This is a genomic window from Parabacteroides sp. 52 (assembly GCF_010500925.1).
Lineage (GTDB): Bacteria > Bacteroidota > Bacteroidia > Bacteroidales > Tannerellaceae > QVMG01.
The window spans coordinates 1-13,357 of record NZ_QVMG01000016.1 but is presented as its reverse complement, the minus strand read 5'-3'; the positions used below and the strand labels follow the sequence as shown (position 1 = coordinate 13,357).

Annotated in this window: 12 protein-coding genes and 1 pseudogene; 12 read left to right on the top strand and 1 reads right to left on the bottom strand. The window is 38.5% G+C overall.

Features of this window, described 5'->3' with window-relative positions; translation table 11 throughout:
* Positions 1–81: 81 nt before the first annotated feature.
* The 12 genes from D0T51_RS09475 to D0T51_RS09420 all read left to right on the top strand — a co-directional run bounded on the left by D0T51_RS09475 (position 82) and on the right by D0T51_RS09420 (position 12,921).
* A complete protein-coding gene (locus tag D0T51_RS09475; protein ID WP_163728457.1) occupies positions 82–444 on the top strand; it encodes a helix-turn-helix domain-containing protein in 363 nt (120 codons plus the stop codon).
* A gap of 11 nt (positions 445–455) precedes the next feature.
* The gene (locus tag D0T51_RS09470) at positions 456–1,838 is read left to right on the top strand and encodes a DUF3987 domain-containing protein (protein ID WP_163728454.1); all 1,383 of its coding nucleotides are present in this window, start codon (positions 456–458) and stop codon (positions 1,836–1,838) included.
* Positions 1,839–2,057: 219 nt separating this feature from the next.
* Complete coding sequence (locus D0T51_RS09465; protein ID WP_203583365.1) at positions 2,058–3,122, top strand: DUF6371 domain-containing protein; 1,065 nt, start codon at positions 2,058–2,060, stop codon at positions 3,120–3,122.
* Positions 3,122–3,616, top strand: coding sequence for a plasmid mobilization relaxosome protein MobC (gene mobC / locus D0T51_RS09460; protein WP_239056767.1), 495 nt, complete (start codon positions 3,122–3,124; stop codon positions 3,614–3,616). Before D0T51_RS09465 ends, mobC begins: the two co-directional genes overlap by 1 nt.
* On the top strand, positions 3,591–4,523 hold the full coding sequence (locus D0T51_RS09455; RefSeq protein ID WP_163728451.1) for a relaxase/mobilization nuclease domain-containing protein: 933 nt from the start codon (positions 3,591–3,593) through the stop codon (positions 4,521–4,523). Before mobC ends, D0T51_RS09455 begins: the two co-directional genes overlap by 26 nt.
* Positions 4,524–4,551: 28 nt before the next feature.
* Positions 4,552–5,106, top strand: a complete 555-nt coding sequence (locus D0T51_RS09450) for a hypothetical protein (protein WP_163728447.1) — start codon at positions 4,552–4,554, stop codon at positions 5,104–5,106.
* A 294-nt stretch (positions 5,107–5,400) separates the two neighbouring features.
* Entirely contained in the window at positions 5,401–5,616 is a 216-nt protein-coding gene (locus D0T51_RS09445) for a helix-turn-helix domain-containing protein (protein ID WP_163728445.1), read from the top strand.
* Positions 5,617–5,667: 51 nt separating this feature from the next.
* Positions 5,668–7,215, top strand: a complete 1,548-nt coding sequence (locus D0T51_RS09440) for a type I restriction-modification system subunit M (protein WP_163728443.1) — start codon at positions 5,668–5,670, stop codon at positions 7,213–7,215.
* Entirely contained in the window at positions 7,212–8,390 is a 1,179-nt protein-coding gene (locus tag D0T51_RS09435; RefSeq protein WP_163728441.1) for a restriction endonuclease subunit S, read from the top strand. Before D0T51_RS09440 ends, D0T51_RS09435 begins: the two co-directional genes overlap by 4 nt.
* Position 8,391: 1 nt before the next feature.
* Entirely contained in the window at positions 8,392–9,558 is a 1,167-nt protein-coding gene (locus D0T51_RS09430) for an AAA family ATPase (RefSeq protein ID WP_163728437.1), read from the top strand.
* Positions 9,545–12,652 (top strand): type I restriction endonuclease subunit R, encoded by a 3,108-nt coding sequence (locus tag D0T51_RS09425; RefSeq protein ID WP_163728435.1) that lies wholly within the window; start codon positions 9,545–9,547, stop codon positions 12,650–12,652. Before D0T51_RS09430 ends, D0T51_RS09425 begins: the two co-directional genes overlap by 14 nt.
* Before the next feature lie 11 nt (positions 12,653–12,663).
* On the top strand, positions 12,664–12,921 hold the full coding sequence (locus tag D0T51_RS09420) for an antitoxin VbhA family protein (protein WP_163728431.1): 258 nt from the start codon (positions 12,664–12,666) through the stop codon (positions 12,919–12,921).
* A gap of 319 nt (positions 12,922–13,240) precedes the next feature.
* Here D0T51_RS09420 and D0T51_RS12310 read toward each other — a convergent pair.
* A pseudogene (locus D0T51_RS12310) lies at positions 13,241–13,357 on the bottom strand (ATP-binding protein); the annotation flags it as partial.

The following is a 13,357-nucleotide window of genomic DNA, read 5'->3' as shown; positions in this document are numbered from 1 at the left end:
TCTGGTGTTTCTCTGGTGATCCGTATCACCGTTGAAACACCATTTTTATTTGCACTGAAACAATTAAAAACCAATTGAATTATGTGCAACGAAAACATTACTTTCGATAAGTTACCCGAGGCGGTTGCTTATCTTATTAAAGAAGTATCAGAACTGAAAAGCTTGGTTGAGACGAAGCAAAGTCAACCGACAGAAAAGCGAGTTCCGATAGAAATTGAAGAAGCGTGTCGGCTGATTATGAAAGCCAAACCAACCGTTTACGCTTTGGCGAGAAAAGGACTTATTCCTTGCTATAAACGAGGAAAGAAACTGTTCTTCTTTGAAGATGAACTAATGGCATGGATTACTCAAGGTAAACGAAAAACCATAGAGGAACTGAAAGAAGAAGTTGAAGCCCGTGTCAACCAAGGAATCCGTCGCCGACCTGCACGTCGTAATTTTTAAAGCCAACGATTATGGAAAATAAAATTACAGCAGAGGGTATCATCCACGAAGCTCTACATTGTAAAGGGAAGATGTACGGCTCAGATTATCCGGTTCAAGTGCTCCCACATCAGATTCAGGATATTATCTATGCGACAGGAGAATGCCTCAACTATCCCATTGATTACATTGCAGCATCACTTTGTTTTGTACTATCAGTTGGAATTGGGAATACGCATGTTGCCAAGTTAAAGGAAGGCTGGTCAGAACGAGCGATTCTTTATATCGCCCTGATTGGTCGTCCGGGAGTAAACAAAAGCCATCCACTTAGCTTTGCTTTTCATCCTTTGTTTGAGCATGACGCAAAGAATGCCGTTACGTTTAAGAAAGAGATTAAGGAATACGAACAGCTTCTTTATCTCAGTCGGAAAGAGCGTGAGGAGAAAGGAATTAGCGAACAGCCAAACGAACCCGTTCTGAAAAAGTTTGTTGTTTCAGATATAACCCCCGAAAGCCTTGCCTTCATCCACGAAAATAACAAACGAGGAATTTGTTTATACACGGACGAGCTAGCTTCTTGGTTTAAGAACTTCAATCGCTACACAAAGGGTTCTGAGGAACAGTTCTGGCTCTCTCTTTACAATGGTAAGCCGATAATTTTGGATCGACGTGGATCCAAAAACTCTGTATCAGTCAAAAACTCCTTCATTGGCGTAATCGGCACCATTCAGCATGGAGTGTTGAGAGAGATGGCGAAAGGCGAGCGTAATCAAAACGGTTTTTTAGACCGCATTCTATTTGTGTTGCCAAACAATTTAGAAAAGCAGTATTGGAGCGATCAGCAGTTATCTCGGCATGTAATTCCTACTTGGAATAACCTGATGCAGAAACTTATCAATCAGGAATACCTCACCGATGACAATGGCGATATAATTCCTGTTGAGTTATATTTTCAAGAAGATGCTAGGAAGCGACTCTACGACTGGCAACGAGAGAATACGGATCAATGTAATCGAGAAATCAACGAGACGTTGATGGGTATTTACAGTAAGTTGGAAATATATGCTATTCGCTTCTGCCTGATCTTGCAAGTCGCTCGCTGGCTCTGTGGAGAAGCCTCTAAAGATTCTATTGATTTAGTCAGCGTAGAAGGGGCTATCGAGTTGGTTGGTTATTATCAGAAGACTGCACGTAAGGTTCAACAAATTATTGCCTCTTCTACAACTTTGGAGCAGCTTCCCTCCGACAAACAGCGATTGTATAATGCACTTCCGTCAGACTTCTCTACAGCGGAAGGAATACAAGTTGCTTCTCAGTTTTCCATATCAGCAGATAGCTTCAAACGTATGCTTAGTGATTTCAAGGATGGCTTGCTTGATAACTACAAACATGGACGATACCGGAAATTGCTTTAGCGCATTTTCCACATTCTCTACACTTTTGATTCTAAATCAAAGACATTCAGGTATATAACAATTTGTAAAACAATTCACTTTTCCGCTTTTTCATGCTTTTACCATACTTAAAGTGCGAGGTTGTGTAAACCGACACACACATTTCAACGAGAGTAAAGCATTGATTAACAGTCCCGTTTATCGAGAAATGCAGAAAGTATACAAAATGTAAAAAACATAATGAGCTATAGATATATATTAGAACCCTATAAAGGAATCGCAACGCGGCACACCTGCCCGACTTGTGAACAAAAGAAGTCCTTTTCTCGCTACATCGACACCGAAAATAAGGTTTCGTTTCCAAATCATGTGGGTAGATGCGACCGAGAAGAAAAATGTGGGTACCACTTCATACCAAAGCAGTATTTCGAAGAAAACCCAGAGCGGCGAGAGAGCTTTTCGGATTATCAGCCTACAATACAAAGAAGTTTTTCTCCTATGAAAGAAAAAGAGCCAAGCTATATTGACTCGAAGTTAGTCGAATCTTCCTTGTCTTGCTATCCGAAGAATAAGCTGTACCAATATCTGTCTTCTCAGCTCGGAGAAGATGAAACGATGAAGCTTATGATGAAGTATAAGGTCGGTTCTGCCAAACATTGGGAGGGAGCAACTGTTTTCTGGCAAAGGGATATTGCCGGAAGAGTGCGCACAGGAAAGGTAATGTTATACGATCCGGAGAGCGGAAAGCGAGTTAAGCACCCATACAATCATATCACATGGGTACACTCGCTCCTGAAGCAAGAAAACTTCAACCTGAAACAATGCTTCTTTGGCGAACACCTACTCGCCAGTCAATCCAATCTGCCGGTAGCAATTGTAGAAAGCGAAAAGACCGCTTTAATCTCTTCTTTCTATATGCCCCAGTTTCAATGGATCGCTACCGGAGGAAAGCATGGCTGCTTCAATGATGAGAACTTACAAGTTCTTAAAGCCAGAAAGACAATCCTATTTCCAGATTTGGGGGCATGGGAGGATTGGCAAGTGAAAGCCGATAAAATGAAGAGCCTAAACATAGAAGTCGAAATTTTCGATTTCTTGGAGAAACGAGCAACGCCGGAGCAACGGAAAGAGGGGTACGATATCGCCGATTTTCTACTTGAGGCGAAACAGCCGACAGCAATTCTTCAAGACATGATTAAACGTAATCCTGCCTTGAAAATACTAATGGAAGAATTTGGGTTAGTGCTTGACAATTCTTCAAAGAACAGGGTAAATCCTCGTAAGAAGACCGGATTTAGACTCTAATGGAAAATCTACGATTTTTAGCGGAGCAAGTTTATGTTTTGGTCATACCAAAACGCCACTTGCTCCCCAAAATGGGAGGAAATCCCGCTGGTCTAATAGTAAAACAGCAATTAAAAATGGAAGATAAAAAACCGAGAAAAACAGGTGGTCGCCCTACCAAAGGATTAGGCGAGAAGCGCACCTATATGGTCAGCTTTAAGATGGATTCTCGCGAGTACTTTTCGCTAAAGACGAAAGCCAAATCGGCAGGAATTAGCCGAAGTGATTTCATTCGTCAGTGTATGGCTGGAAGTAAAATTTGTCCACGCCTCACACCTGAACTGAACGATTATATCCGAAAGCTATCAGGTATGGGAAACAACCTGAATCAGATTGCCAGAAGAGCAAACGCCGAAGGATATATCAATACAAGAAGTGAATACCTCTATCTGGCAGATAAGATTGATAACGTAATTGAAATGATTGAAGATGATGGCAAAAATAGTAAAGGGTAAAGCGTTCAAGGGTGTGGTCAATTACATTCTGGACAAACAGAAGAATACGGAGATTGTCGATTTTGACGGGCTTCGAGTGAAGAGCAAAGCTTCCATCGTTCAGAGTTTCGTGACCCAAGCAAGCCTGAATAGCCGTGTATCAAAACCGGTTTGTCATATCTCGCTGGATTTTTCCGCACAAGATAAAGATAATCTATCTAATCAACTGATGGGACGGATTGCTTACGACTATATGAAACAAATGGGTATAGTGAACACACAGTATATCATTGCGAGGCATTTCGACAAGGAACATCCGCATATCCATTTGGTTTATAACCGGGTGGATAATAATGGCAAGACGATTACAGATAGCAACGACCGTTTCCGAAGTGAGAAGATCTGCAAGGAACTGACTGAGAAATATGGTTTATACTTCGCCACCGGCAAAGAGAACGTAAAAGAACACCGCTTGAAAGAGCCGGATAAGACCAAATACGAGATATACAATTCTCTCAAAACATTGGTGCCAAAATGCAAGAACTGGCAACAATTAACGAATGAACTGCAAAAAGAAGGGGTAAAAACCGAATTCAAGACCAAAGGGAATTCCGATGAAGTGCAGGGAGTCCGGTTTGAGAAGAATGGTTATTTGTTCAATGGTTCTAAAGTGGATAAGATGTTTAGTTATTCGAAAATTGATTATCAGTTGGGACAAAACGCCCGTAGTCAGTCGGTAAGTCAAAGTCAGGAACAATCTCACTCTACCAGTAATGCCGTTATATCAACAATCGGATCAGTCGGTTCTGCTTTGGGTGGATTGTTTGATATTCAGCCTGGAAGCGGCTTCGATGAGAATGAAGCCGAATATCTTCGCCAACAGCGATTAAAGAAGAAACCGAGACGAAAGTTCGGACGACAAATGTAAATGTATTAACAAATTAAACAGTAAGATCATGAAAAATATAGAGATAAACGAAGTGTACACGCTTTTTGAAGAAATCAAGAAATTGATTAAAAAGGGGAACGATAATATTCCTACCGTTGTTCAACCCGAAATAGAGTTGCCAGACTTATCTGCAATCAGTGAGCTAACTGATAAGTTACAAGAAGCAATAGACGAGGTTCGCAAACCTGTGAAGACTGAGTGCCACCATACATTCAGTATTGGCTCGAACAAAATTTTCTTTAGTGTAATCGGTATGGGTATCGCCTTGCTTGTGTGTATGTTTGTGATATACTACCAGCGAGAGGGAATTGCCTCTTATAAAGATAACGACCTGAAATATCGCTATGTTAAGATGCAAGGAGAAATAACGCCGGATGGAATAGGGAATTTGGAAATTATCTTTGATTATAAGCGAGATAGTGTAAAAGTTATCCGAAAGCAAGTAGAACAACATGAGAAAGCAGTATTGGAAGAAGCCAAGCGTTTGGAGCAAGCGAGGTTAAAAGAGCAAGAAGCTGAACGACTAAGACGCGACGCGGAGAATTTGAAGCAAAATAAATAGTTGTTCTTAAGAATTTGGTCCTATAAAAAAACAAGTGAACCCCAAGGTGGACCTCAAGGCCCTCAAGAGAAAATAACAGAACATTGCCTATATTGGGAACGGCTATAGTGGTCATTGGGCGATTAACGAATAATAAAGAGTGTTACATGAAATTGCAAATTGAAGAAAAACAAGTAACAGCCTGAAAAAGAGAATAGATAAAGCGAGGATATTTGTCCTTGCTTTATTTTTATCGCAAATAAATCACTATATTTGTGCGAGCAATTTGTATATTTCACTAAGAAAAACAATCTAATGGAGCTAAATAGAATAAAGGAAATACTTGATGAAAAAGGAATTAAGCAAACTTGGCTTGCCGAAAAACTGGGCAAAAGTTTCAGTTCGATTAATGCCTATGCGTGTAATCGAAAGCAACCGAGTTTGGAAGTGTTGAACCAAATTGCAGAAATATTACAAGTTGATATGATAGAATTGATTAAAAGTCGTTCATATAACAATAACAATGTCTGAAAGGAGATAAAAAGACAAGTAAAATCAAAAGGTTTACAAACAAATATAAGAATGACAAGCATAGATCAAAAAGCTGAATTGCAAAACAAAATATGGAAAATAGCCAACGAAGTACGTGGGGCTGTAGATGGATGGGATTTTAAACAGTTTGTATTGGGAGCACTCTTCTATCGTTTTATTAGTGAAAATTTCACTAATTACATTGAAGGTGGTGATGACAGTATTGGCTATGCAAACTTATCCGATGATGTAATAACACCAGAAATAAAAGATGACGCCGTCAAGACTAAAGGATATTTTATCTATCCTAGTCAACTTTTTGTAAACATAGCCAAAACCGCCAATACCAACCCCAATCTTAATACAGACTTAAAAGCTATTTTTGACGCAATTGAAAGTTCTGCAAATGGTTATCCTTCCGAAGAAGATATAAAGGGATTGTTTGCCGACTTTGACACCACCAGCACAAGACTTGGCAATACCGTTGAAAACAAAAACAGTCGTTTAGCAGCCGTATTGAAGGGTGTGGAAGAACTCAATTTTGGAAATTTCGAGGATAACCAGATAGACCTGTTTGGCGATGCATACGAATTTCTCATCTCTAATTATGCCGCTAACGCAGGGAAATCGGGAGGTGAGTTTTTTACGCCGCAACACGTTTCCAAGCTCATTGCACAGCTTGCGATGCACAAACAGACAAGCGTGAATAAGATTTATGACCCTGCTGCCGGTTCGGGCTCCTTGCTTTTACAAGCCAAAAAACACTTTGACAATCATATTATTGAAGAAGGTTTTTGGGGTCAGGAAATAAACCATACCACTTATAACCTAGCTCGTATGAATATGTTTTTGCACAACATCAACTACGACAAGTTTAATATTGCGCTTGGTGATACGCTGAGAGATCCTCACTTTGGTGATGAAAAACCTTTCGACGCAATCGTTTCCAATCCGCCTTATTCGGTAAACTGGATTGGTTCGGATGATCCCACGCTGATTAATGATGACCGTTTTGCCCCCGCCGGTGTGCTTGCTCCTAAATCAAAGGCTGATTTTGCCTTTGTATTGCATGCACTGAGTTATCTTTCAAGTAAAGGTAGGGCGGCTATTGTCTGTTTTCCTGGTATCTTTTATCGTGGTGGAGCCGAACAGAAGATTAGAAAGTACTTGGTAGATAATAACTTTGTAGAGACTGTAATTTCTTTAGCTCCAAACTTATTCTATGGGACTTCAATTGCAGTAAATATTCTGGTGCTTTCCAAACATAAAACCGAGAATACAACCCAGTTTATAGACGCAAGCGGTGAAGATTTTTTCAAGAAGGTAACCAATAATAATGTGCTTGAAGATAAACACATTGAAAAGATTATGAAGTTGTTCGACCGCAAAGAGGATATTGAGCATGTGGCAAAATCTATTGACAACAAACTGATTGCTGAAAACGATTACAACCTCTCCGTTAGCTCCTATGTGGAAGCGAAGGATATGCGTGAGAAAGTAGATATTGTCCAACTGAATGCAGAGATAGAAAAAAACGTAGCCAAAATAAACACGCTCCGTGCTGATATTGATGCTATAATAAAGGAGATTGAAGCATGAGGTACATAGAGAAATTGTTAGAGGGGGTTGAGGTGAAATGGAAGAAGTTGGGAGAAGTTGCAGAGTTAAAACGAGGCACTTCGATTACTAAGAGTACTTCAAATGAAGGTCAATATCCCGTTATTTCTGGTGGACAACAGCCTGCATATTATATTGACCAGTTTAATCGCAAAGGTGAAACAATTACAGTTGCTGGGTCTGGTGCATATGCTGGTTTTGTAATGTATTGGAATGAACCAATTTTCGTGGGAGATGCCTTTTCGATTAAAGCAGATGAATCACAAGCTTTGTCACGTTATGTTTATCATTTTTTACTAAATATTCAAGATAAAGTTCATGACTTAAAATCTGGTGGTGGTGTGCCTCACGTATATGCAAAAGATGTAGCACGTTTTAATATCCCCATTCCACCTCTCAAAATCCAAAAAGAAATCGTTCGTATTCTCGATACTTTTACAGAGCTTACAGCAGAGCTTACAGCAGAGCTTACAGCAGAGCTTACAGCTCGTAAAAAACAGTATAATTATTATAGAGAAGAATTTTTCAATTTTGATGAGGAAAAAGTTGAGCAGATACCATTAGGAGAAATTGGAGAGTTTCAAAGAGGCAAACGATTCGTAAGGAACAATATGATTTTAGAGGGTGTTCCTTGCATACATTATGGTGAAATGTATACTCATTATGGTACTTGGGCAAACGAAAGCAAATCATTTCTTAGTGAAGTGTTAGTTGAAACTAAAAAATTGAGAGTTGCAGAAAAGGGAGATGTTGTAATTGTTGCAGCTGGTGAGACAATTGAAGATCTTGGAAAGGGAACAGCTTGGTTAGGTGATAAAGGTGTTATTATCCATGATGCCTGTTTCTCGTACAGAAGCCCGTTAAACCCTAAATATGTCGCTTATTTTACACGCACTAAACGTTTCCATGATCAAATTAAGAAACATATATCTTCAGGTAAAATTTCTGCAATTCACGCTAAAGGTTTAAGTACGGCAGTAATTCCTGTCCCTTCACCAGAAGAACAAGAGCGTATTGTTTTCATTCTTGACAAATTCGACACGCTGACTACTTCAATAAGCGAAGGTCTTCCTAAAGAGATAGAGTTACGAAACAAGCAGTATGAATATTACCGAGACATGTTACTAACATTTCCCAAAGATAATTTAAAGGCATAATATGGGACAGTCATTAACAGAAATAGCACAAACTCTTAAAGATGCTAATAAGAAAGTTCAATTAATTTACGCCTTTAATGGCACAGGAAAAACACGATTGTCGCGTGAATTTAAAGAATTGATATCCCCAAAAGATGCAGATGCAGAAGGCGAGAATGAATCAGGAATCAAAATGCTTTACTATAACGCCTTTACCGAAGATCTATTTTATTGGGATAATGACTTGGATGCAGACGCAGACAGAAAACTAAAAATACAACCAAACAGTTTTACCAAATGGGTACTTGAGGATCAAGGGCAGGAGCCAAATATTGTTGCGAACTTCCAATATTATACCAGCGACAGATTAACGCCTCTTTTCAGTGAAGATTTCTCTGAGGTTCGTTTTTCTTTTGAACGTGGAAATGATGAACATCCTGGAAATATAAAAATATCTAAGGGCGAGGAAAGTTGTTTTATATGGAGTGTTTTTTATAGTTTTTTGGAGCAAATTATTAGTGTATTAAATGTAGCAGAGATCGAAGAGCGCGAGACCGATCAATTTAATGACTTGAAATACGTTTTTATAGATGACCCTGTAAGTTCATTAGACGATAATCATTTAATTGAGTTGGCTGTAAATATAGCCGGATTAATCAAATCAAGCCAATCTAATTTAGAGTTCATTATAACAACGCATAATCCTCTGTTTTACAATGTGCTATTTAATGAGTTTAACAATGCTGACTCACGTTATGGTTATAAGGTGAAACATTCAAAAAAATGGAGATTGGAAAAGTTGAACGACGGAACTTTTTCGCTTGAAGACTCTAAGGACTCTCCATTTTCTTATCATCTTTTTCTTTTATCTGAATTAGAAAAGGTAATGGTGTCTGGCGATATTCAAAAGTATCACTTTAATTTTCTTCGCAATATCTTAGAAAAAACATCTACGTTTCTCGGATACACTAATTGGGAAGAACTCTTGCCACAAGAAGCACGTAGTGCATATTATCGTCGAATACTTAATCTCTCCAGTCATTCTAAACATCATGGTGAAGAGAGTTCTATTATAGAAGAAAATGACAAAAGAGTATTAAGGTACTTAGTAAATGACCTAATAATACCCACATATCATTTTAGATCAAGTATTAACAATAACGAAACTGAAGGAAATGCAGCAATATAGAACCATAGCAGAATCGAACAATTTTATTGTTCTGGATGAATATAACAAGTATTCAATGGTAAGTGAACCGCCCGTTGTCTATCAAACGGAGTCAGCTCTTGAACGTGAATTTATACGAGACTTAATCAGTCAAGGCTATGAAAATCCATCCAACCTCACTACAGCCAGAGCTATGCTCGCCAATGTAAGGACACAGCTTCAGACTCTCAATAACATGGAGTTTACGGATAGCGAATGGGCTCGTTATGTGGAAGAGTATTTAGATAAACCGAGTGACAACCTTGTTGAAAAAACAAGGAAAATACACGATAATTATATCTACGATTTTGTTTTTGATGATGGGCATATCCAAAACATCTACTTAGTAGATAAAAAGAATATTGCCCGGAACAAGGTGCAGGTGATCTCGCAATTCGAACAAGAAGGAATGTATGCTAATCGTTATGATGTTACTATACTGGTCAATGGCTTGCCTATGATTCAAGTAGAACTTAAAAAACGCGGGGTTGCTATCAGGGAAGCATTTAATCAGGTGCATCGCTATACCAAAGAGAGTTTTAATAGCGAAAACTCACTCTTTAAATATCTACAGATTTTTGTTATCTCAAACGGTACGGACAGCCGTTATTTTGCCAACACAGTAAAGCGAGATAAAAACAGCTTCGACTTTACTATGAATTGGGCAAAAGCGGATAATACGCTAATCAAAGATTTGAAAGACTTTACGGCTACATTTTTCCAGAAAAATACTCTTTTAAATGTGCTACTTACCTACTCTGTCTTTGATACAAGTGATACACTTCTTATCATGAGACCCTACCAGATTGCAGCAACAGAGAGAATCTTATGGAAAATAAAAAGCTCGTATCAATCAAAAAAATGGTCGAAAGCAGAAGGTGGCGGATATATATGGCATACTACGGGGTCGGGTAAAACCCTCACCAGTTTTAAAGCTGCTAGATTAGCAACACAGCTTGAGTTTATTGATAAAGTATTTTTTGTAGTCGACCGGAAGGATCTCGACTTTCAAACGATGAAGGAATACCAACGATTTTCTCCGGATAGCGTAAACGGGTCGGATAGTACAGCGGGCTTAAAAAGAAATATTGAAAAAGACGACAATAAGATTATTGTTACAACTATTCAGAAGCTGAATAACCTGATGAAAAGTGAGGGTGATTTACCCATTTATCAAAAGCAAGTAGTCTTCATCTTTGACGAAGCCCATCGCTCTCAGTTTGGCGAAGCCCAGAAAAATCTGAAGAAAAAGTTTAAGAAGTTCTATCAATTCGGTTTTACCGGAACACCCATATTCCCTGAAAATGCTTTGGGAGCAGAAACTACGACAAGTGTATTTGGTCGTGAATTGCATTCTTATGTAATTACTGATGCCATTAGGGATGAGAAAGTACTGAAGTTCAAAGTAGACTACAATGATGTTCGACCTCAGTTTAAGGAAATAGAATCAGAACATGATGAGAAAAAGTTAAGTGCCGCAGAAAACAAAGCAGCCTTGCTCCATCCTGCTCGTATCAAAGAAATTTCTCAATACATCTTACATAATTTCAAGATAAAAACCCATAGAAATCAAGGAAGTAATAAAGGGTTTAACGCTATGTTTGCTGTCAGTAGTGTTGATGCTGCAAAATGTTATTATGAGGAATTGAATCGTTTACAACGAGAGAGCGAAAAACCGCTGAAAATAGCAACAATCTTCTCATTTGCTGCCAATGAAGAACAAAATGCCATAGGTGAGATAATTGATGAAACCTTTGAACCTTCTGCAATGGATAGTAGCTCCAAAGAATTTTTAGCTAAGGCTATCAGTGACTATAACGTTATGTTCAAGACTAGTTATGGTGTTGAAAGTAAAGAATTTCAAAACTACTATCGCGACCTTGCCAAACGAGTAAAAAGTAAAGAAGTTGATCTTTTAATTGTTGTTGGGATGTTCCTTACAGGCTTTGACGCGCCTACTCTTAACACATTGTTTGTTGACAAAAACCTGCGTTATCATGGTTTAATGCAAGCATACTCACGTACCAACCGTATTTATGATGCGACAAAGACTTTTGGTAATATTATCACTTTCAGGAATTTGGAGCAAGCAACAATTGATGCGATTACTCTGTTTGGAGATAGTAGTACGAGAAATGTAGTTCTTGAAAAGAGCTACAAAGAATATTTGGAAGGTTTTACGGATATTGCCACAGGAGAAGCCCGCAGAGGCTATCTTGAAGTGGTGAAAGAGTTGAACGAAAAGTTTCCAAATCCGGATGAAATCGTTACAGAGAAAGACAAAAAGGAATTTTCAAAACTATTTGGAGAGTATTTGCGTGTAGAAAACATCTTGCAGAACTATGATGAATTTACAAATCTCAAAGCACTCCAAGAAATAGACATAAACGACCCTGCAGCTATCGAAACATTTAAAGAGACTCATTATGTGACAGATGATGATATTGCCACGATGCAAGAAATAGAATTGTTGCCAAATCGAACTGTTCAGGATTATCGGTCAACATACAATGATATACGTGATTGGTTGAGACGAGAGAAAAGCAGTAAAGAAGCGGAAGAATCGACAATCGACTGGGATGATGTAGTCTTTGAAGTAGATCTGCTTAAATCTCAAGAAATAAACCTTGATTATATTCTTGAACTTATTTTTGAGCATAATAAAAAGACCAAAGATAAAGTTTCATTGATAGAAGAAATTCGTAGGATTATTCGCGCAAGTATTGGAAATAGAGCAAAAGAGAGCTTAGTCGTTGATTTTATTAACAATACAAACCTTGATGTCATTCAAGATAAAGCTAATATAATAGATTCATTCTTCGAATATGCCCAACGCAAACAAAAAGAAGAGGCGGGGCAACTAATTACAGAAGAAAGTTTGAATGAGGAAGCGGCAAAGCGTTACATCACAACTTCTTTAAAGCGGGAGTTTGCAAGCGAAAACGGAACAGAACTAAATGCTATTTTACCAAAGATGAGTCCATTAAATCCGCAGTATCTGACTAAAAAACAAAGTGTCTTTCAAAAGATATCAATGTTTGTTGAGAAGTTTAAAGGTGTGGGAGGGCAACTATAATATAGAAACAAATGACCAACTTCGAAGAATACCTCCAACACCCCGACCCAGAAAAGCGAGAAAGAGCCGCTAACTGGAGCATGGCAATTGGTCTGCAAGCAGTCGATGGCTTGAAGGCCTCAAACTACTTGGTTGAAATTGCTCGAAGACAGATAGAAGGGGAGATAACAATGGATGAAGTGCAAGAGTTAATTTCTGCGTATTATCAGGCAAAAAGGAAGCAGAAGAATGATGCGGATAAAGTGATCGGAACAGATGAAAAGCTATAAAAACGTCTAAATCTCCGTTTTCACCTCGCCCATTATTTTGCTCAATTATTATAATGTACAGTATTTCAACACATTAATCATGCGCCATCTTGGCAAATTAAAGAAAAATAGTACATTTGCACCGGATAAAATGCTAAATAATTGGTTCTCAACACATTCTATACACTTGTTTTTTGAGCTTTGTACCGCCAAAAATGCTATTTAGCTGATAATATGATATATACATATCCTGTATCGGGAAGTGACATTTTAAGTATATTCGTGCGTGCGTTTTGTATGTTTCACTGAAAAACAATCCAATGGAACTAAACAGAATAAATTTAGCTTTTGCCGCTTTAAGTGTTCCCATCAACCGGGAAGTATTAGAATATAATACTTTGTATCCTTTCAGGCAGGCTTGATATCCAAGAGCCGAAGCCAGGTAGCTTTTCCCTGT

Coding starts and splice junctions, on each gene's coding strand:
- D0T51_RS09475 (WP_163728457.1), top strand. CDS start 82: ATGTGCAACGAAAACATTACTTTCGATAAGTTACCCGAGGCGGTTGCT.
- D0T51_RS09470 (WP_163728454.1), top strand. CDS start 456: ATGGAAAATAAAATTACAGCAGAGGGTATCATCCACGAAGCTCTACAT.
- D0T51_RS09465 (WP_203583365.1), top strand. CDS start 2,058: ATGAGCTATAGATATATATTAGAACCCTATAAAGGAATCGCAACGCGG.
- mobC (WP_239056767.1), top strand. CDS start 3,122: ATGGAAAATCTACGATTTTTAGCGGAGCAAGTTTATGTTTTGGTCATA.
- D0T51_RS09455 (WP_163728451.1), top strand. CDS start 3,591: ATGATGGCAAAAATAGTAAAGGGTAAAGCGTTCAAGGGTGTGGTCAAT.
- D0T51_RS09450 (WP_163728447.1), top strand. CDS start 4,552: ATGAAAAATATAGAGATAAACGAAGTGTACACGCTTTTTGAAGAAATC.
- D0T51_RS09445 (WP_163728445.1), top strand. CDS start 5,401: ATGGAGCTAAATAGAATAAAGGAAATACTTGATGAAAAAGGAATTAAG.
- D0T51_RS09440 (WP_163728443.1), top strand. CDS start 5,668: ATGACAAGCATAGATCAAAAAGCTGAATTGCAAAACAAAATATGGAAA.
- D0T51_RS09435 (WP_163728441.1), top strand. CDS start 7,212: ATGAGGTACATAGAGAAATTGTTAGAGGGGGTTGAGGTGAAATGGAAG.
- D0T51_RS09430 (WP_163728437.1), top strand. CDS start 8,392: ATGGGACAGTCATTAACAGAAATAGCACAAACTCTTAAAGATGCTAAT.
- D0T51_RS09425 (WP_163728435.1), top strand. CDS start 9,545: ATGCAGCAATATAGAACCATAGCAGAATCGAACAATTTTATTGTTCTG.
- D0T51_RS09420 (WP_163728431.1), top strand. CDS start 12,664: ATGACCAACTTCGAAGAATACCTCCAACACCCCGACCCAGAAAAGCGA.